This is a genomic window from Paenibacillus flagellatus (genome assembly GCF_003217775.1).
Taxonomy (GTDB): Bacteria; Bacillota; Bacilli; order Paenibacillales; family NBRC-103111; genus Paenibacillus_AB; species Paenibacillus_AB flagellatus.
On sequence record NZ_QJVJ01000021.1, the window covers coordinates 1 to 18,967 of the forward strand.

The following is an 18,967-nucleotide window of genomic DNA, read 5'->3' on the forward strand; positions in this document are numbered from 1 at the left end:
GTAGCTACGTACGGTCGGGATAAGCGCTGAAAGCATCTAAGCGTGAAGCCCCCCTCAAGATGAGATTTCCCAATTCGTAAGACCCCTGGTAGACGACCAGGTTGATAGGTTCGGGGTGGAAGCGCCGCAAGGCGTGCAGCTGACGAATACTAATCGGTCGAGGGCTTATCCAATACACTCGATCCAGCTTCAAACTCGATTCTTTCGCATCCGGTTTTCAGGGAATAAATACCCACGGCCATACAGTCGTGGTTTTTTGTTTTTACCAAGCCTAAAAATGCACAAGAAAACCCGGGCGCCTCGCCCGGGTTATTCGACGTAAAAGGAAGTGTCGCGCGGATTGATTTTGAGCAGGCCGTTTTTCTTCGACCGTCGAAGCAGCAGGAAGATCCAAAACCGGGGAATCAAGTACCAGACATGCAGTGCAAGCCAGGCGATCCAATAGGGTGTCGGCAGCCAAGGATAAAAACAGCCGATAACGGCCAAGCCGACCCACAGTATATGATCGTGAATACGAACGACGGTTTTCAGCGGGGTATGCTGTTCAGGGAGCAGTCCCAGCCAAGGCCACCGGACGGCGAACGTCCACGGCCCTCGCTGATTCGATCCGTGCTGCTTCAAGTAGAGGGCGGTCATTCCGCCGTACAGCATCGGAAGGAGCACAAGGGCGGCGGCGATCCAGAGCAAGCTCCAGGGCGATACCGAAACGGCCATGAAGAGGGCCGCCGGAAGCGGCAGCACGCCATAGAGCAGCAGCGGCAGCGGACGATGCCGAATCCGTTTGACAAGCGTATAGTTATAAACCGTGGCGTCTTTGTCCAGACGATGCAAAAATACGACCTCCCGCGAAGGCGGCGATGTCCGCCTTGCTCGCCGCTCCTTGTACCAGCAATACAAGTGCGGCTTTTCTTATCTATTATATAAGGAACGGCATACGGGCAAAAGCATTTTCTTGGGCGTTCTGCGCAACGGGCTCCGCAAACAGGCACCAATCGCCCATACCCTACATACGTTATCATGACCGAACAGGCGGACGCAGCGAAAAAAAGATGGTTTTTTTCAAAGAAATGGCGCGAACTCTAGTTTAAGAGAATAGAAAATGTGGCATACTGGTAGAGAAAAGGCGGTGAATCGAATGGAACACGAGGAAGCGACCATCCACACTTGCATCATTTGCGATCAGCCGAAGCCGTACGGGATTCGAATTTGTGCGGAATTCATATGCGACGAATGCGAGGCGGAGATGGTCCGAACGGACGTCAAGGACGCGAAATATCCGTTTTTCATTCATCAGATGAACAAAATTTGGTATAAAATGAATGCCTAGCTTTCCGGAACTTAAACCGGAAGCGGGTCTCGGGTCTTCCTTCGCGGATCAGGCCTTTTTTGCTTTTCCCCGAACCTTTCCGGTATGGTATGGTTAAAGAAGACCGATCGGAAGGAGAATTGCCGAATGGCGAAGAATAATGCCCCGTTGTTGGACGCGCTCCTGCGGCATAGAGAGAGGGGAACGGCGAGCTTTCATGTCCCCGGACATAAATCAGGAAGAGGGCTGCCGCCCGTAGCCGGCATCCTGCGCGAGATGATGGAGATCGATATGACCGAGATTACGGGGCTCGACGATTTGCATCACCCGGAAGGTGCCATTCGGGAGGCACAGCGGCTGGCGGCTTCATGCTTCGGTGCGGAAGAGACGTACTTCCTCGTCAACGGAAGCACCGTCGGCAATTTGGCGGCGATTACGGCGCTGTGCGGTCGCGGCGATACGCTGATCGTGCAGCGGAACGTCCATAAATCGGTGCTGCACGGGCTCATGCTCGCCGGAGCGCAGGCCGTATTCCTCACTCCGCGCTTCGACCGGAGAAGCGGACTTTCGACGGGGGTGCGGACGGCCGACGTCGAAACCGCCTTGACGATGTATCCCGAGGCGAAGGGCGTGCTGCTGACGAATCCGAGCTATTACGGACTTGGCGTCGATTTGGCCTCGATTGCGGAGAAGGTACATGCGCGTGGCAAGCCGCTCATCGTGGATGAAGCGCATGGGGCGCATTTCGGATTTCATCCGGCGTTGCCTCCTTCCGCCCTAAGCGGAGGTGCCGATCTGGTCGTCCAATCCACCCACAAAATGCTGACGTCGATGACGATGGGCGCGATGCTGCATGTCCAAGGAAGCCGGGTCGATCGCGGACTGCTGCGGCAAAGACTGTCGATGCTGCAAAGCTCCAGCCCGTCCTACCCGATTATGGCGTCACTGGACGCCGGCCGGCTGCTGATGGAGACGGAAGGGGCGGAGCGGCTGGACGATGCGCTGCGTACGGTAGAGCGAGTCGAGTCGTACGTTCGGGACAAGCCCTGGTATCGGACGCTCCCGGCGGCCCCGGCGGATGCTTACGAGACGAAAGACCCGTTCAAGGTGGCGGTGTCCGACGCGACGGGCGCGCTTGACGGGTTCGCGCTGCGGGACGAGCTGGAGCTCCGGGGCATGATGGCGGAAATGGCCGATTCGCGTCATACGCTTCTCGTATTCAGTCTGGCCTCCGAGCCGATGGACGCCGATCGCCTTATACGGGCGTTGGACGATATCGCGGCCGTACACGGCTTGGCCAACCGGCCGACGATGGAAGCTTTGTCCGAACGGCTTTTGTTCGACGAGGCGCCGGTTTCGGAGCCGGTTCGGTTCGGCATGGACCAACAAGGCCGATCGACGGAAGTGCCGCTGCTTGGATCTGCAGGATGCGTATGTGCGGAGATGGTCGTTCCTTACCCGCCGGGCATCCCGGTCTTATATCCGGGAGAGCGGATTACGGGAACGATGGTCCGGTACATAAACGACTTGGCGGAAATGGGCGCGCGGTTTCAAGGGGCCGCGGATCCCCGGTTCCGTACGATACGCGTGTTCGTCTAAAAGGGCTCAAGCAGGAAACAGCGGCGGCGCTATCGAATGATATAGAGGCAAGCTCGAGATGATGGGGACAGGAGAACGGTCGTGAGGAGCAAAGGAATCTTTATAACGGTGGAAGGCGGCGAAGGAGCGGGCAAAACGTCGGCGATCCGCCATATGGAACAAGCATTGCGCAACAACGGCCTGGAAGTCGTCGTCACGCGGGAGCCCGGCGGCATCGCGATCGCGGAGCAAATTCGCGAGGTGATCCTGGATCGCCGCAACGTCGAGATGGACGGACGAACCGAGGCGCTGCTGTATGCGGCCGCCCGCCGCCAGCATCTGGCGCAAAAAATCGTCCCCGCCTTACGGGAAGGAAAAGCGGTGCTGTGCGACCGGTTCGTCGACAGCAGCCTCGCTTACCAAGGATACGCGCGCGGTCTCGGTATCGACGAAGTGTTCGCGATCAACCGGTTCGCGATCGACGGCACGATGCCGGACTTGACGCTGTTCCTCGACGTCTCCCCGCAGGTCGGGCTGGCGCGCATTCACGCCAACCGGGATCGCGAGGTGAACCGGCTCGACCTCGAGGCGCTGGCGTTTCACGAGAAGGTGCGGGCGGGTTACCGGCTTCTGCTCGAACGGTTCCCGGATCGGATCGTACGCGTCGATGCGGACCAGCCCGAGGAAGCCGTCGTGCGGGCGTCGACCGAGATTCTCGTTAAACGACTCGGCCTTCGCGCCGGCGAAGGGGAACAATCCGAAGCCGAATAGTGTATAATAAGAAGAAGCGCTACATGGCGCTACGTTGAAATGTACGCACCCATACACATTGTAAACGTTTTCTTGCCGAAATATGGTATACTGTTCATACGATGGTGCACTCCATTCGAACCTGAGGAGGGATGACGCATGAAACTGGTAATCGCGGTCGTGCAAGACAAGGACAGCAATCGGTTGTCCAACGCACTCGTCAAGGAAGGCTTTCGCGCCACGAAGCTGGCGAGCACGGGCGGATTTCTGAAAGCCGGCAACACCACGTTCATGATCGGGATCGAGGATGAGCGGATCCATGAAGTGCTGCACGTGATCAAGTCGAACTGCAAAGTACGCGAGCAGCTCGTCACGCCGGTTTCGCCGATGGGCGGGACGACGGATTCGTACATTCCTTTTCCGGTCGAGGTCCAAGTGGGAGGCGCGGCGGTTTTCGTCCTTCCGGTGGAGCGATTCGAGCATTTCTAAAGCCATAACCTATATAAGGAAGGGTAACGCATCGTGAAAATCAATCCCGGCTGGCGCCCATTCGGCAAGCAAATCCAACTGAACGATAGTCCGTCCTCCGCACCGGTCGCTCCGAAAAGCTTCTCGGACATGATGAACCAGCAGGACGGCAAGACGGACGCCGAGCAGCTGAACCGGATGCTGCAGCAAATCCAGCTCCAGGGCGAGCGGCTGACCAAGTCGATGACGGTCCGCGAGCTGCGTGCTTACAAGCTGCTCGTCAAGCAGTTTCTGGAGAAGACGGTTCGCAAAGGAATCGGGCTGAAGGATACGACCGGATGGGATCGCCGGGGCCGCGGAAAGCGGTATAAGCTGCTGGACGAAATTGATCGGCACCTGATCGAAATGGCCGACGACATGCTGGAGACCGAGGAAGGCAAGATCGATCTGCTGAGCAAAGTCGGCGAAATTCGCGGGCTGCTGATCAATTTGTTTTACTAGCGCATGGAGAGGGAGTCTATGAACTTTCAATCGATACCGGGACAGGAACGCGCCAAACGGCTGCTGCAAAACGGGCTGCGCGCGGACAAGCTGTCCCATGCCTATATATTCGCCGGCCCGCACGGAAGCGGGCGCAAGGAAATCGCCCGGGCGTTCGTCGGGGCGTTGTTTTGCAGCCGGAACGTCGACGAGGCGTGCGGCGAATGCTTGGAATGCCGGAAGCTCGCCCATGGCAACCATCCCGATCTCACTTGGGTGGAGCCGGACGGCGCCAGCATCAAGATCGATCAAATCCGCGGGCTTCAGCAGCAGTTCGCCTACCGTTCGTCCTCCGGCGGCACGAAAGTATACGTGCTGAACGAAGCGGACCGGATGACCGTTCAAGCCGCGAACAGCCTGCTAAAATTTTTGGAGGAGCCGCAAACGCCCTCGATCGCCATCCTGATCACGGAGAACGGGCAGGCGCTGCTGCCCACCATCCAATCCCGCGCCCAATGGGTGCCGTTCCTGCCGCTGCCGCCGGAGCAAATGAAACCGCCGCTCTTGGCCGAGGGCTTGCCCGAGGAGCTTGTGCATGTCGCGGTCCATCTCGCGTCCGGACTCGAGGCGGCGCGAAAGCTTATCCAAATAAATTGGTTTGCAGAAACAAGAAACGTGATGATACAATTAATGAAGGACTTGGCGTCCAAGCAGCCTTTTGCCGTCTCCGTACAGCAGAAGGTGATGAAATCGGAAGTGGCGGACCATCTGGACACGCTGTTCGATATGATTATGTTGTGGTACAAAGACATGATTCATGTATCGTTCGGAAGAAAATCAAGTATCGTTTATATAGATCAGGCGGACTGGCTGGCCAAGCAGGCGTTCACCCGGGACGCCGACGGCTGGGTTCGCTGCATGGAACGGGCGGTGGAGGCGCGCAAGCGGCTCCGCTCCAATGCGAACGCCCAGCTTGTGCTGGAACAGTTTCTGATCGGGGTGAAGTAGCTCGGCGTTGCTAACGTAATAACTTGCGGATGCGACGTTCGGGATGCTTACGAGTTCAGCATTCATATGGAATGCTCAGCGCTTACGAAGTAAACGTTGCTCATGCAACGTCCTTAGGAGGGGAGCAAGTGTACAGTGTCGTAGGCGTCCGTTTCAAAAAAGCGGGCAAAGTGTATTATTTCGATCCTTCGGATCTTCCTATACAACAAGAAGATGCGGTTATCGTCGAGACGGCGCGAGGCGTCGAGTACGGCAAGGTGGTCATCGGCAAACGGACCGTCGGCGAATCGGACGTTGTCCTTCCGCTGAAGCGCGTCATCCGCATCGCCGACCATTCCGACGCCAAGCTGGTCGACGACAACAAGCAAGCGGCACGCAACGCGATGGTCACTTGCCAGGACAAAATCCGAGAGCATCAGCTCAAGATGAAGCTGGTGGACGTGGAATATACGTTCGACCGCAACAAAATCATCTTTTATTTTACGGCCGAAGGACGCATCGACTTCCGCGAGCTCGTCAAAGATTTGGCCGGCATTTTCCGAACCCGGATCGAGCTCCGGCAAATCGGCGTACGGGATGAAGCGAAAATGCTCGGCGGTATCGGACCGTGCGGACGTATCCTGTGCTGTTCGTCGTTTTTGGGCGATTTCGAGCCCGTCTCGATCAAGATGGCCAAGGACCAAAATTTGTCGCTCAATCCGACGAAAATATCCGGACTGTGCGGCCGTCTCATGTGCTGCCTGAAATACGAGCATGATCAGTATGAAAGCGGCAAGCAGGAGATGCCGAAGGTCGGCAGCATCGTCATTACGTCGATGGGCAACGGCAAGGTGATCGGATTGAACGTGGAGAACCGGACGGTGAAAGTGCAATTGTTCGATGCGGGCAAAGTGGAAATCATGCCTTGCGACGATGTCGTGGAGCAAGACTGACCGATGCGGTGGAGCGGCTTTCCGCTAACGCTCGCGGCCGCTTCGGAGTATCATTGGCGCTGAGGTGCAGACGTGGAAAAAAAGGATCTGTTTACGCAAATGCACCATCTGGAAGAACAGATGGGCGGCCTTCATCACTATATCGGCTCCTTGAAGCAGGAAATCGTCCAGCTGCTGGAAGAAAACAAACGACTCAGCATCGAAAATCAACAGCTGCGCAAGCTGTTGCGGCGCGAGTCGGCCGCCGCCGAGCCGGCGGAAACGACAACCGACGAGCATGGCGGCAAACCGCCGAAGGAAACGCCCTCCGTCGGCGAAGGGTACGACAACTTGGCCCGGCTGTATCACGAAGGGTTCCATATATGCAACGTTCATTACGGGCATCTCCGCACGGAGAAGGATTGCCTGTTCTGCCTCTCGTTTTTGAATAAATAGGAGCTAGCGATACAAGCCGTAGAGAAGCGGAGCCGGAAGCGGACCGCCCCTCTACGGTTTTTTGCCTGAGCTTGCCCGAAGGAGATAAAAGGCCCGATGAACCCGAACGATTGGTTGCGTCCCGGCGAGCGTCTGGACGACTTGCTTACGCACGAGATGCACATTATTCAAAGCGACGACGTGTTCAGCTTCTCGCTGGATGCGGTGCTGCTCGCCCGGTTTTGCAGCGTACCGCCGCGCGGACGCATCGCCGATCTATGTACCGGCAACGGCGTCATTCCGCTGCTTCTGTCAACCCGCACGAAAGCCGACATCGTCGGTGTGGAAATTCAGGAGCGGCTCGCGGACATGGCGGAGCGCAACGTGCGGATGAACGGCTTGGAGAGCCGTCTGCACATGCTGCAGGCGGATTTGAAGGAAGCGCACGTCGCGCTCGGCTACGGCCGGTTCGACCTGGTCACGGTCAATCCGCCGTATTTGCCCGTCCGGTCGGGGGATCATAAGCTCAATATCCATATCGCCGCGGCGCGGCACGAGCTGTACTGTACGCTCGACGACGTATTGGCGGCGTGCAGCCGTCTTGTGCGGACGGGCGGCAAGGTCGCGATGGTGCATAGACCGTCTCGCCTGATCGAGATCGTGTGCGGCATGCGCGAGCACCGGCTCGAGCCGAAGCGGATTCGCTTCGTTCACCCGAGAGCCGGCGAAGAGGCGAATATCGTGCTGATCGAGGCGATACGGGACGGGAAGCCGGAGCTGCGGCTGCTGCCGCCGCTAATCGTGCACGAGGAGAACGGTTACTGCCAAGAGCTGCTTGACGTTTATTACGGACGCGCCGATCGATTGGGCGGCGTTGTGGAAGAAGGACAAGGGGGAGACGAGGCGTGACGATCCGGATTCAAAAAAGCTTCGAACAGCGCGAAGGGACAGGCACGCTTTATTTGGTCGCCACGCCGATCGGCAACCTGGAGGACATGACGTACCGGGCGGTCCGCGTATTAAAGGAAGCGGATTGCATCGCGGCGGAGGATACGCGGCAGACGCGCAAGCTGCTGACGCATTTCGGCATTTCGACCCGGCTCGTCAGTTATCACGAGCACAACAAGCAGGCGAGCGGTCCGGAGCTGATCCGGATGATCGAGAGCGGACAGTCGATCGCGCTCGTCAGCGATGCGGGCATGCCCGCCATATCGGATCCGGGCTACGACCTCGTACGGCTCGCGGTCGAGGCGGAAGTGCCGGTCGTGCCGGTGCCGGGAGCGAACGCCGCCTTGTCCGCGCTTGTCGTGTCGGGGCTGCCGACGGAGCGGTTTTTGTTCGCGGGCTTCCTCCCCCGGGAGAAAAAGAAGCTTCGCGAGCAGCTGGACCGGCTCGGACGCGTGCCGGCGACGATTTTGCTGTACGAGTCTCCGCATCGGGTCGCAAAGACGCTCGAGGCGATCCGGGAAGCATGGGGGGAAGCGTCCGTCGCCATGGTCCGCGAGCTGACGAAACGGTACGAGGAAGTGGCGCGAGGCACGGTCGGCGACTGCATCGAATGGCTGAAGGCGAACGAGCCGCTCGGCGAATATTGCCTGGTCGTCGACCGCAACGGCGCGGTTGCGGCTCAGTCGGCCGGAGCCGGCGGCGAAGCGGAAGGGGCGGGCCCCTGGTGGGCCGAGCTGCCGTTGGAAGCGCACGTCGAACGGTATGAGCGGGAGACCGGCGACCGCAAGGAAGCGATGAAGCGGGCCGCAGCCGACAGGGGCGTGAGCAAGAGGGACATCTATAACGCGCTGCTCGGCAAATAGGCAAAAAAAGATCCCCATGCGGATGCCATCACATACGCGTGGGGATTGTAGAGGAGATATATAAAAGGTTAGAATTAACAATGTTCATATTCCTATTATAACCTATAATTTCGATTTTGTCTTTCAATTTGTCATAGATTTATAAATTTCTGCGAGCTCGGCCAAACATTCTTTGCTGATCATTTTTCCTTTGAAATAGACGAGGTTGTCGGCGTTGCCCGTGAAGATGCACGCCGGCTCGTACTTCTTCAGCATGATCCGTTCCCCGTCCACGTAAATTTCGAGAGCGTCCTTCTCCCCGATCCCCAGCGTACGGCGAAGTTCTATCGGAATCACGACACGCCCGAGTTCGTCAACCTTTCGGACAATACCAGTGGATTTCATCATTTGTGGTGCTCCTCTCATTTCAGTTCGTCATTATTCGACATCGTTTTCATAACTCATCATACCAACCATTCCCATAATAGTCAACCTGACGGGCCTTGATTTCGCGTGCGCAAATTTTTTTGGAGAACCCGAGATGCGCAGTGGTACAAGACTTCTTGAAAATCATGTCAACATAACATGGCGTGTAAACAATGGGAATAGCCGCGGTTTCGAGGTCCGATTTGTAAGTCGAATCAGAATAAAATTCGACAAATGCCACCAGAACGCTCGACAGAAACAGCCGTTTTCCGAGACATTTTGTCGAAAGGTGTTAATCCAAAAGATGAGGTGGTTTTGGCCCGGTTGGTATATACTTGAAACAAGCGAAACTCGTCCTACGGATAACGGATAACCGTCTTGGGGAGGCTGGACCATGACCCGACTGCTGCGCGAAGAAAAAGTGTTCAAAGATCCGGTGCACAAGTATATCTACGTACAGGATGAGACGATCTGGAACCTGATCAATACGAAAGAATTTCAACGGCTGCGCCGCATCCGCCAGCTGGGCACTTCGTTCATGACGTTCCACGGGGCCGAGCACAGCCGGTTCTCGCATTCGCTTGGCGTCTATGAAGTCGCCAGACGGATCATTTCGCAGTTCGAGCGAAACGGATATGCGGACTGGCCTAGCGAGGAGCGGCTGCTCTGCCTTTGTGCGGCGCTGCTTCACGATATCGGACACGGGCCGTTCTCGCATTCGGTCGAACGCGTCTTCGGCACGCATCACGAGGAATGGACGTGCAGGCTCGTTCTGGGCGATACCGAAGTGAATCGGGTGCTGCGCGAGGCGGATCCGGATTTGCCCCGGAAAGTGTCGGACGTCATCTGCAAGTCGTACGACAAAGAAATCGTCGTCAGCCTTATCTCGAGCCAGCTCGATGCGGACCGGATGGATTATTTGCTCCGCGACGCCTATTTCACCGGCGTTCATTACGGCACGTTCGATTTGGAACGCATACTGCGCGTCATACGCCCGCATCAAGGCCATATGGTCGTCAAGGAAAGCGGCATGCACGCGATCGAGGACTATTTGATGTCGCGTTACCAGATGTATTGGCAGGTATACTTTCATCCCGTCACGCGAAGCTCGGAAATTGTCCTCCGTAAAATATTCGAAAGGGCGAAGCGTCTTTATGGGGACCGGTATCCGTTTCAATTTTTGATGGGGCCGCTCGTCGGGCTGCTGGAAAACGACATCGGCATCGACGATTACTTGGCGCTTGACGAATCGTACGTGCAGATGACGATCATGCAGTGGAGCAAGGAGCGCGATCCGATCTTGTCCGACTTGTGCGAGCGATTTTTGCATAGGCGGCTGTTCAAATACGTGGCGCTTGACGTCATCGACGAGGCTTGGGAGCGCGAGCTGAAGGAAAGCTTTGCCGCCGTCGGCATCGATCCGGACTATTACTTGGAAATCGACTTCCTGACCGACCTTCCGTACGACGTCTATCGCCCGGGGGACGAGGAGGAAAGCTTGCCCATCTGGCTGTTGAACGAGCGGGACGAGCTCGTGGAAATCTCTCGAAGATCGGACATCATCCGCTCCATCAGCGGCATTCATATGGGCAAGCATCATGTATATTTCCCGGCCGAGCCGATAGAGGAGAAAGCGGGACTGCTTTCGCCGGGCGTCCGGCGGATGCTCGGCGTGACCGGCGAATCTAACGAATGAATAACGGAGGAACGAACGTGCTTACGGATACGCATACGCATTTGAACGCGCGGCAATTCGACGCGGACCGCGGGGAAGTGATCGAACGGGCGCTGCAAAACGGCGTGAGCCGGATCATCAATATCGGCTTCAATCGGGAAACGATCCCGACCTCGATCGAGCTGACGGAAACGTACGATTTCATCTACACGGCGGTTGGTTGGCATCCGCAGGATGCGATCGACATGAGGGCGGACGACCTCGACTGGATCGAAGAACTGTGCGCGAAGGAGAAGGTGGTGGCGATCGGGGAGATCGGCCTCGATTACTATTGGGATACGTCGCCGAAGGACGTGCAGCATCGGGTGTTCCGGGAGCAGATCCGGCTTGCGCGCAAGCTCGGGATGCCGATCGTCATCCATAACCGGGATGCGCATCACGATGTCGTGCAGCTATTAAAAGAAGAAAAAGCGGACGAGGTCGGCGGCGTCATGCATTGCTTCTCGGGGAGCTGGGAGACGGCGAAGATGTGCCTCGACCTGAACTTCTACATCTCGTTCGGCGGGCCGGTTACGTTCAAAAACGCGAAGCAGCCGAAAGAGGTGCTTGCGCAAGTGCCGATGGACCGTCTGCTGATCGAAACCGACGCGCCTTACTTGACGCCCCACCCGCATCGCGGCAAGCGGAACGAGACCGGCTACGTGCGGCTCGTCGCGGAAGCGGCGGCGGAAATCAAGGGCGTCTCCCTGGAGGAGATCGCCCGGATTACGTCGGACAACGCGACGCGGTTGTTCCGGCTGCCGCCGCAATCGTGACAACACCCCCGCCCGAAACGCGAATCGGGCGGGGGTGTTCTATTGTCCGCGGCGGCGCACAGCGTAAGCGAGCGCCGCGCCAAATGCCGGCAGCGCGAGCAACCACGGCTCGAATACGCCGGGCCGGCAAAGCGGCAGCGCCAGTACGACGGCCTGAACCAGCTGTGCGACGGATGCGATGCGGGGAGCCGAAGAAGCCCGCAGCGTCTCCGGGATCGGATAGAGCGCCGGCCAGACGGAATACCGGTGAAACCGGCCTAGCGCGGACAGCTGCACGCAGGTTACCGTCTGGAACAAAACGTAGACGCCGGCGTACAGCAGCGGATTGTCGACGGCGAGCAGGATGGCCAGCGCCAGTAGCGTCAAGCGGAGCGTGATGCCGAACAGCTCCGATCGCAGCAGCGTGAGCGCGTACAAGTAGCGAAAAGCGTTCTCGCGCCGAAAAGGAACGAGGTCGGCGAGCTTGGAAAGGCTCCTCCGCGGCTTGACGCGATTCGGCAAATCGTCCACGTCGACGAACCAGTTGAAAAACAGCAGCATCGTCGTTCGGTGCGCGGCTTCCTTCATCCGCAAGTAAGGCCAGTTGACCGGTACGCGGCGAACAAAGCGGGCGCCGAGCGCGAACGCGCCGAGCGAGGCAAGCAGCAGAACGGCCCCGGCGATGAAGCCGAAGGACGCCAGCGCATATATGATCGCCGCGTCCGCGATCCACCGGACGAGCCGGAACGTCTGCCGCTGCCCTCCGCGGATCATGCCGCTTTCCGTCCAATTGCCCAGCATATTGGCGAATTTCAGTGCCAGGATGAACAGCAATACGACAAGAAACGGCAGCGCCCGCTCCCCGTAGCCGTGCCGGTACAGGGGCATGGCTGCGGCGACGGCCAGAACGGCCGCGAACGATTGGGTCGCGAAGCTGTACAGCATCGAACGGCGAAAGTAGCCGCCCATCCGAGCTTCCATCGGAAGCAGGAAGACGAGGTCCGCCTGCCGCAGCAGCGTCCGGATCGGACTGACCGCCATGAACGGCGTCAGCCAGCAAGCGATGACGAGCGCGTACGGAAACGACGCGGGGATCCGGTCGAGCGCTTTGCCGTACAAGTACGACGTCGTGATGAAGGCGGCGAACAGGAACAGGAAGAAGCCGCTCTGTCCCGCATAGAAAGCATACCGGGAAACGACCTTCAGATGCGCGCCGAGTCGTTCCTTCCATAGACGTACGGCCGGGTTCATGTCGACCTGCCCTTCACGATCGAATAGAACAGATCGTCGAGCGATGCATCGGGAGCGGCGCCCGCCGTCCGGCGCAAATCGGCGAGCGTCCCCTTCGCGGCGATCCGCCCGCCGTGCAGCACGACGTAACGATCGCAGTACGATTCGAGCGTCGATAAAATGTGCGAGCTGATCAGGAAGGCGGCGCCGTTCCGCTTTCGCTCCACCATCAAATCGAGCAGCGACCGGATACCGAGCGGATCGAGGCCGAGAAACGGCTCGTCGATGACGTACAGCGGCGGCTCGACGAGAAAGGCGTTCATGATCATCACTTTTTGGCGCATGCCTTTCGACAGCGTCTGCGGAAAGGCGTCAAGCTTGTCGGTCATGTCGAATTGCCCGGCGAGCGTCGCGGCGCGGCTTTCGAATTGCTCCTGCGACAGGCCGTACGCCATCGCCGTCATCCGCAAATGCTCGCGGATCGTCAGCTCCTCGTACAGCTCCGGCGCCTCGGGCACGTAGGCGAACGAACCGCGGTACGACGAAGGTTCGTCCGAGACGGTTCGCCCGGCGACCCGCACTTCTCCCTGCTGAGGAGTCAGCAGGCCTAGAATATGTTTGATCGTGGTGCTTTTGCCCGCTCCGTTCAAGCCGATCAGCCCGACCATTTGGCCGGGATCGATCGACAGCGAGAGCTCGCGAACGACCGGACGGTTCCAGACATACCCGCCGGACATCCCGTTGATTTCCAAAATGGGTTCCATTCATTTCCTCCGATTTCGGCTCCGATTTCTCCAATATCATACCATTTTTGGGCGAAGGACAGCATCCCGAAGGGGGCCGTTTTTTCGAAATCGGCATCATGCGGCGGACATAAAAGGTTCTAACGAAGAAAAACAGCGATTTGTTGCACTAAAAAAGTGAAATATCACACATTTTTCGCTTATATGCGAAAATACCGCCCTTTCGTCCTCTTTACAGGTTTTTCAGAAGGGCTTAATATAACGATCATAATGATTCAAAACCGCATACCGCCATCGATTTCCGCATCGCTGAGTTTTCCGTAAGGGAAAACGGGGGAACCAATCGGTTTATTGGGGTGAATTTCGCGCAGAGCTTGCTCACGGGCTCCCGCGCGGATAGGGCGACTCTCGCGTCCGAACCCGTCAGCTAACCTCGTAAGCGTGAAGAGAGAGGTACGATTGTCGGGCATGGATGCCGCCTTGTTTAGGGATGAGCATTTGAACGTTACGCCGCGAGAAGAGTCCCTCTTCCCGCGGCTTTTATTTTCGGCTTTTTCGAAAATACCCTTTGCACGGACTATTCGGACAATTTCCGTCATACATTTAGCCCGAACGATCTACTGGCGATGGCATCACAGCACGAATCATCAAAATCCAAAAACCAGGTCGCGTCAAATCCAGTCATGCGTAACACCAAGGCGGCGGGGCTGATGAAGGAGGACCGAAGAAGTGGGCGTTATTCACACCGGAGAAACCCATGTAAAGCGATCATCCAGCATGTCCTTTGCAATGCGATGGAAGCATGAAAACTTGCGTTTGATTATCGTTGGCGCTTTGTTTTCGATCGTAATGATAACGATGTTCGCAGTTTTGATGTATGGGACGTCTTACAAGCAAGTGGGGTTGGTCGTCAACGGGGAGGAGAAGCAAATCCAGACGCGGCAGTCGACGCTGTCCGCCCTCCTCGAAGAGCAGCAAATCGCCGTAAACGAGCACGACCGCGTATCGCTCGCGCTGGACGCGAAGCTGAAGGACGGCGATCAAGTCGTCATCAACCATGCGATTCCGGTGCAGCTGACCGCCGACGGCAAGTCGGAAACGCTGTACACGATCGGCAAGACGGTGGCCGAGACGCTTCGCGATCTGAACGTCGAAGTGGGCGAGAACGACAAGCTGACGCCGGCGGCGGACGAAGCCGTGACGGCGAACACGCCGATTCAAATCGTGCGGGTGCAAAAGGTGCTGGAGGACCAAACCGAACCGATCCCGTTCGATACGGTCAAGAAGAACGACCCGAATTTGCTCAAGGGCAAGGAGCAGGTCGTGACCGAAGGCAAGGAAGGCGTGCTGGCCAAGAAAGTGGAAAAAGTGTTCGAGGACGGCCAGCTGGTCGCCGAGAACGTCGTCGATATGAAAGTCGAGCAGGAGAGCGTCAACAAAATCGTCGCGCTCGGCACGAAAAATCCGGTCGTCGTCTTGTCGGCGTCGTCCCCGGATATCGAGGAAGTGACGAAAGGCAACGTCACGTTCGCCTACAAGCAAATCTTGAACAACGTCACGCTGACCGCGTATTCCATCGATGCGGAGTCCACGGGCAAGACGAGCGAGCACCCGCAGTACGGGCTGACGGCCTCCGGCACGAAGGTGAGCGAAGGCCGGACGATCGCGGTCGATCCGAAGGTAATCCCGATGGGCTGGTGGGTCTATATCGAAGGGATCGGCTTGCGCCGGGCGGAAGATACCGGAAGCGCCGTCAAGGGCAACGTGATCGACGTTTATTTCGACAATCCCGATTACGCCAAGCGGTTTGGCATGAAGCGGGGATACAAGGTGTACATTATCGGCAAGGAGAAGCCGGTATCGAATTGACGGCTTTCTCGCGTCAGGGACTCGCGAGTTGATTCCTTTGTCCGGTTTGGGTATATTGAAGAAGAGAATCGATTGCCGAAAGAAGAGGAGACCCCTCTTCTTTTTGTTCGTACGGAAGAAAGGAAGCGGGCCATGATTCGAGAAATTATCGTCGTCGAAGGGCGGGACGATACCGCCGCCATCCGCAGGGCGGTGGACGCCGAGACGATCGAAACCGGCGGCTCGGCGATCGGCGAGGACGTCATCCGGCGCATCGCGCTGGCGCAGGAGCGGCGGGGCGTCATCATCTTCACCGACCCGGACCATGCCGGCGAGCGTATCCGCAAAATCATCTCGGCCCGCGTACCCGGCTGCAAGCACGCGTTCCTGACGCAGGAGGAGGCGACGCGCAAAGAAGATATCGGCGTGGAGAACGCGTCGAACGAGGCGATCGTCCGGGCGCTGGGCAGCGTGCGCACGGAGGTGGAGCCCGGCACGGAGGAGGACGGGGCCGGCGTGACGATGGACGATTTGATGGCCGCGGGACTTCTCGTCCACCCGCAGGCGGCGGCACGGCGGCTCGAGATGGGCAAGCTGCTCGGCATCGGCTACTGCAACGGCAAACAATTTTACAAGAGGTGCCGGACGTTCCGCATCGGGCGGGAAGAATTCGCCGCGGCGTACGAACGGATGAACGCCTCGCTGGACAAAGGGAGATCGCCCATGAACGACGTACGCCCCTCCGACGTATCCAGTCCGAGAAGGACGAAGGAGATTATCGAGAGGCACGGCTTTACGCTGAAAAAAAGTCTCGGTCAAAACTTTTTGACCGACGCCAATATTTTGCACAACATCGCCTCCGCGGCGAATCTCGCTCCGTCCAAAGGCGCCCTGGAAATCGGGCCGGGCATCGGAGCGCTGACGCAGCAGCTCGCCAAAGCGGCGGGGACGGTCGTGGCGATCGAGATCGACCGCCGGCTGCTGCCGATTCTGGAGGAGACGCTGGCGCCCTATCCGAACGCGTCCGTCGTCAACGGCGACGTGCTGAAGCTGGACCTGCAGGAGCTGTGGCGGGAACGGTTCGCCGGCTGCACGAGCGTGAGCGTGGTGGCGAACTTGCCGTATTACGTTACGACGCCGATCATCATGAAGCTGCTTGAGGAGAAGCTGCCGCTCGAATATATCGTCGTCATGATTCAGCGGGAGGTCGCCGAACGGATGTCGGCCAAGCCGGGAGGCAAAGAATACGGCAGCCTCAGCATCGCGGTGCAGTATTACTGCGAGGCGGAGATCGTGGCGATCGTGCCGCCGACCGTATTCATCCCGCAGCCGAACGTCGACTCCGCCGTCATCCGGCTGAAGCGGCGAGAGGCTCCGCCCGTGCAGACGGACGACGAGAAGCTGTTCTTCGAGACGGTGCAGGCTTGCTTCGCGCAGCGGCGGAAGACGATCGCGAACAATTTGCTGGCGGGGATATTCGGCAAGGCGGCGAAGCCGGCGATGGAATCGGTGCTCGCCCAATGCGGCATCGACCCGTCCCGGCGCGGCGAGACGCTCAGCCTGGAGGAATACGCCCGGCTGTCGAACGCGATCGCGGCTTATCGTCGCAGCACGCACGCCTGACCGTCTTTTGAACCCTTGCTCGAACGTATGCCCGCTCGAAGTACGCTTTCCGAAACTTCTCCTCACCAAACGCCCAGATCGCCCATACGATACACGAGGGAGGCGATTGTGGTATGAAGCAAGGAGAACTGGTCGTCCGGAAATCGTACGGCGGCGACGTCATTTTCAAAATTGATGCGATCGAGACGAAGCGCGCGGTGCTGAAGGGCGTCGACTTCCGGCTGCTGGCCGATTCGCCCGTATCGGATTTGCTACCGGTGCGCGATTCGCGGCCGATGCAGCAGCATTATTCGCAACTGAAGGTGAGCGAGTCGCTGCGCGAGCTTGCCCGCTTCCGGCTGTTTCAGCGCGAGAAGCAGCAGACGGAGCTCGGCGCGGAGAAGGCGCCTCATTCCTATTTCGAGCTGCCCGGCAAAGTGCTTCATTTGGACGGGGACCCGACCTATTTGCGCAAGAGCATGTCGTTGTACGGAGAGTTCCGCGTGCCGGCGGAGGGCTTTTTCGTAACGGAGCCGAACATGTCGCAGGCGCTTTACCGTCTGCTTCCCCAGACCAAACCTGACATCGTCGTCATTACGGGGCACGACGGTATCCTGAAGCACATGAAGGACCGCGACATCAACAACTTGAACAGCTACAAAAATTCGCATAACTTCGTGAACGCGGTTCGCATCGCCCGGCAGTACGACCGCAACCTCGATTCGCTGACGGTCGTGGCGGGAGCGTGCCAGTCGCATTTCGAAGCGATGCTGCAGGCGGGAGCCAACTTCGCGAGCTCGCCGGCACGCGTGCTTATCCACGCGCTCGATCCGGCCTGCATCGCCATCAAGGCGGCCTACACGTCCGTCAAGGAGACGGTGAACATCGTCGACGTGATCCGCAACACGATCAGCGGCTTCGACGGTGTCGGCGGCGTGGAGACGAGGGGCAGCTACCGGCTCGGCCTGCCGAGGCTGAAGGCACAATCGACTTGAACGGCGCTTGCGCCCGGGTTCGTTTTCGACCACACGGTCGAATCGACCCGGGTTTTTTCCTGTTTACCGAACGAAAAAAGAATAAAGTTTGAACGTTTTGTGAAAATTATATAGAAAATTGGATGCATAATTCGGAAAAACGCGATCATAAAGCCGTTGACAATAAGTTTGGTTGGCTGATATAATATTTAGCTTGATTTGACATACTACCTCTGGATAAGTTATAATAGACAAGGAAAGAGGTGGTAGTTGACAATGGCAAAAAATGCGCTGTTGGAAATCAAACGCAGTTTGGAAGCTCATGTCGGGCAGAAGATCATGTTGCGGGCAAACGGGGGCCGACGAAAGACCATCGAACGCTCCGGAGTGTTGGAAGAAACCTACCCTTCTGTCTTTATCGTCAAGCTGGACCAAGACCAGCATGCGTTCAAACGGGTGTCCTACAGCTACGCGGACATTTTGACCGAGTCGGTCGAAGTGACAGTTTGCCAGGACGAAGGACAAGTCCGAATCACCTATATCCAGCATTAAACTACGTTGCAACGGCGGCGAAACGCATAAGTTTCGCCGCCTTTTTCACATACTACGGATAACCCCGCAGTCAAAGGAGGTCGAGGCGGATGGGTCGCCGTAGACGCGGTGTCATGTCCGAGCAGTTCAAAGACGAGCTCGCCAAAGATTTGGGGTTCTACGATACGGTTCAACGGGAAGGCTGGGCCGGAATTCGCGCGAAGGACGCCGGCAATATGGTGAAGCGCGCCATCCAGCTCGCCGAGCAGCAGTTGGCCAATCGGACGCCCCGTCGCTAAGAGCGTCACGAGGCGTGCCCGAAAACGGCCGCGTATGGTCCCGAAAAGCTAAAGCAGGCGTTCTGCTTTAGCTTTTCTTTTTGGCGTTTGATATAATATTGAAAAGTTATCGCTTCGGT

Annotated in this window: 21 protein-coding genes, 1 rRNA gene, 1 pseudogene and 1 riboswitch; of the genes and pseudogenes, 19 read left to right on the top strand and 4 right to left on the bottom strand. The window is 57.9% G+C overall.

The genetic code is table 11. From position 1 onward, the window contains the following. Positions 1 to 173, top strand: a 23S ribosomal RNA gene (locus DLM86_RS30120); the annotation flags it as partial. A gap of 136 nt (positions 174 to 309) precedes the next feature. Here the strand turns inward: DLM86_RS30120 and DLM86_RS30125 are convergent. Next, complete coding sequence (locus DLM86_RS30125; protein ID WP_110843765.1) at positions 310 to 831, bottom strand: hypothetical protein; 522 nt, start codon at positions 829 to 831, stop codon at positions 310 to 312. Between the two features lie 304 nt (positions 832 to 1,135). Here DLM86_RS30125 and DLM86_RS30130 point away from each other — a divergent pair, with 304 nt between their 5' ends. From DLM86_RS30130 to rsmI, 10 genes are all read left to right on the top strand, one after another. Then, entirely contained in the window at positions 1,136 to 1,327 is a 192-nt protein-coding gene (locus DLM86_RS30130; protein ID WP_211326610.1) for a sigma factor G inhibitor Gin, read from the top strand. Between the two features lie 126 nt (positions 1,328 to 1,453). Continuing rightward, positions 1,454 to 2,905: an aminotransferase class I/II-fold pyridoxal phosphate-dependent enzyme gene (locus DLM86_RS30135; protein ID WP_110843767.1), complete on the top strand. Its 1,452-nt coding sequence runs from the start codon at positions 1,454 to 1,456 to the stop codon at positions 2,903 to 2,905. Between the two features lie 81 nt (positions 2,906 to 2,986). Beyond that, entirely contained in the window at positions 2,987 to 3,655 is a 669-nt protein-coding gene (gene tmk / locus DLM86_RS30140) for a dTMP kinase (RefSeq protein ID WP_245955035.1), read from the top strand. Between the two features lie 138 nt (positions 3,656 to 3,793). Beyond that, entirely contained in the window at positions 3,794 to 4,123 is a 330-nt protein-coding gene (locus tag DLM86_RS30145; RefSeq protein WP_110843768.1) for a cyclic-di-AMP receptor, read from the top strand. Between the two features lie 33 nt (positions 4,124 to 4,156). After that, on the top strand, positions 4,157 to 4,603 hold the full coding sequence (locus tag DLM86_RS30150) for a YaaR family protein (RefSeq protein WP_110843769.1): 447 nt from the start codon (positions 4,157 to 4,159) through the stop codon (positions 4,601 to 4,603). Positions 4,604 to 4,621: 18 nt separating this feature from the next. After that, the gene (holB, locus tag DLM86_RS30155) at positions 4,622 to 5,590 is read left to right on the top strand and encodes a DNA polymerase III subunit delta' (protein ID WP_110843770.1); all 969 of its coding nucleotides are present in this window, start codon (positions 4,622 to 4,624) and stop codon (positions 5,588 to 5,590) included. A gap of 128 nt (positions 5,591 to 5,718) precedes the next feature. Next, positions 5,719 to 6,522 (top strand): PSP1 domain-containing protein, encoded by an 804-nt coding sequence (locus tag DLM86_RS30160; RefSeq protein ID WP_110843771.1) that lies wholly within the window; start codon positions 5,719 to 5,721, stop codon positions 6,520 to 6,522. Between the two features lie 72 nt (positions 6,523 to 6,594). Further along, entirely contained in the window at positions 6,595 to 6,957 is a 363-nt protein-coding gene (gene yabA, locus DLM86_RS30165) for a DNA replication initiation control protein YabA (protein ID WP_110843772.1), read from the top strand. A gap of 96 nt (positions 6,958 to 7,053) precedes the next feature. Further along, positions 7,054 to 7,845, top strand: coding sequence for a tRNA1(Val) (adenine(37)-N6)-methyltransferase (locus DLM86_RS30170; RefSeq protein ID WP_110843773.1), 792 nt, complete (start codon positions 7,054 to 7,056; stop codon positions 7,843 to 7,845). Beyond that, positions 7,842 to 8,747 carry a 16S rRNA (cytidine(1402)-2'-O)-methyltransferase gene (gene rsmI, locus DLM86_RS30175; RefSeq protein WP_110843774.1) on the top strand — a complete coding sequence of 302 codons (906 nt, stop codon included), beginning with the start codon at positions 7,842 to 7,844 and terminating at the stop codon, positions 8,745 to 8,747. The genes DLM86_RS30170 and rsmI overlap by 4 nt, the downstream gene beginning before the upstream one ends. A 123-nt stretch (positions 8,748 to 8,870) precedes the next feature. Here rsmI and DLM86_RS30180 read toward each other — a convergent pair whose 3' ends face one another. Next, a complete protein-coding gene (locus tag DLM86_RS30180; RefSeq protein WP_110843775.1) occupies positions 8,871 to 9,134 on the bottom strand; it encodes an AbrB/MazE/SpoVT family DNA-binding domain-containing protein in 264 nt (87 codons plus the stop codon). Positions 9,135 to 9,546: 412 nt separating this feature from the next. Here DLM86_RS30180 and DLM86_RS30185 point away from each other — a divergent pair, with 412 nt between their 5' ends. Beyond that, positions 9,547 to 10,848, top strand: coding sequence for an HD domain-containing protein (locus DLM86_RS30185; protein ID WP_110843776.1), 1,302 nt, complete (start codon positions 9,547 to 9,549; stop codon positions 10,846 to 10,848). Positions 10,849 to 10,865: 17 nt separating this feature from the next. After that, positions 10,866 to 11,642, top strand: coding sequence for a TatD family hydrolase (locus DLM86_RS30190; protein WP_110843830.1), 777 nt, complete (start codon positions 10,866 to 10,868; stop codon positions 11,640 to 11,642). Positions 11,643 to 11,681: 39 nt separating this feature from the next. Here the strand turns inward: DLM86_RS30190 and DLM86_RS30195 are convergent, their stop codons facing one another. Both DLM86_RS30195 and DLM86_RS30200 read right to left on the bottom strand, forming a co-directional pair. Next, entirely contained in the window at positions 11,682 to 12,872 is a 1,191-nt protein-coding gene (locus DLM86_RS30195; protein ID WP_110843777.1) for an ABC transporter permease, read from the bottom strand. Continuing rightward, a complete protein-coding gene (locus tag DLM86_RS30200; protein WP_110843778.1) occupies positions 12,869 to 13,615 on the bottom strand; it encodes an ABC transporter ATP-binding protein in 747 nt (248 codons plus the stop codon). The genes DLM86_RS30195 and DLM86_RS30200 overlap by 4 nt, the downstream gene beginning before the upstream one ends. Before the next feature lie 276 nt (positions 13,616 to 13,891). Further along, positions 13,892 to 14,050, top strand: a riboswitch (cyclic di-AMP (ydaO/yuaA leader). 273 nt (positions 14,051 to 14,323) lie between these two features. Here DLM86_RS30200 and DLM86_RS30205 point away from each other — a divergent pair. From DLM86_RS30205 to DLM86_RS30225, 6 genes and pseudogenes are all read left to right on the top strand, one after another. Further along, positions 14,324 to 15,463, top strand: a complete 1,140-nt coding sequence (locus DLM86_RS30205) for a resuscitation-promoting factor (RefSeq protein WP_110843779.1) — start codon at positions 14,324 to 14,326, stop codon at positions 15,461 to 15,463. 132 nt (positions 15,464 to 15,595) lie between these two features. Continuing rightward, positions 15,596 to 16,111: pseudogene (gene rnmV, locus DLM86_RS32570) on the top strand (ribonuclease M5); the annotation flags it as partial. A 54-nt stretch (positions 16,112 to 16,165) separates the two neighbouring features. Then, positions 16,166 to 17,065, top strand: a complete 900-nt coding sequence (gene rsmA / locus DLM86_RS32575; RefSeq protein ID WP_211326611.1) for a 16S rRNA (adenine(1518)-N(6)/adenine(1519)-N(6))-dimethyltransferase RsmA — start codon at positions 16,166 to 16,168, stop codon at positions 17,063 to 17,065. Positions 17,066 to 17,178: 113 nt separating this feature from the next. Further along, a complete protein-coding gene (gene yabG, locus DLM86_RS30215) occupies positions 17,179 to 18,039 on the top strand; it encodes a sporulation peptidase YabG (RefSeq protein ID WP_110843781.1) in 861 nt (286 codons plus the stop codon). 255 nt (positions 18,040 to 18,294) lie between these two features. Further along, positions 18,295 to 18,570, top strand: coding sequence for a biofilm formation stimulator Veg (gene veg / locus DLM86_RS30220; protein WP_110843831.1), 276 nt, complete (start codon positions 18,295 to 18,297; stop codon positions 18,568 to 18,570). Between the two features lie 89 nt (positions 18,571 to 18,659). After that, complete coding sequence (locus DLM86_RS30225) at positions 18,660 to 18,848, top strand: small, acid-soluble spore protein, alpha/beta type (RefSeq protein ID WP_110843782.1); 189 nt, start codon at positions 18,660 to 18,662, stop codon at positions 18,846 to 18,848. The last annotated feature ends 119 nt before the right edge of the window (positions 18,849 to 18,967 follow it).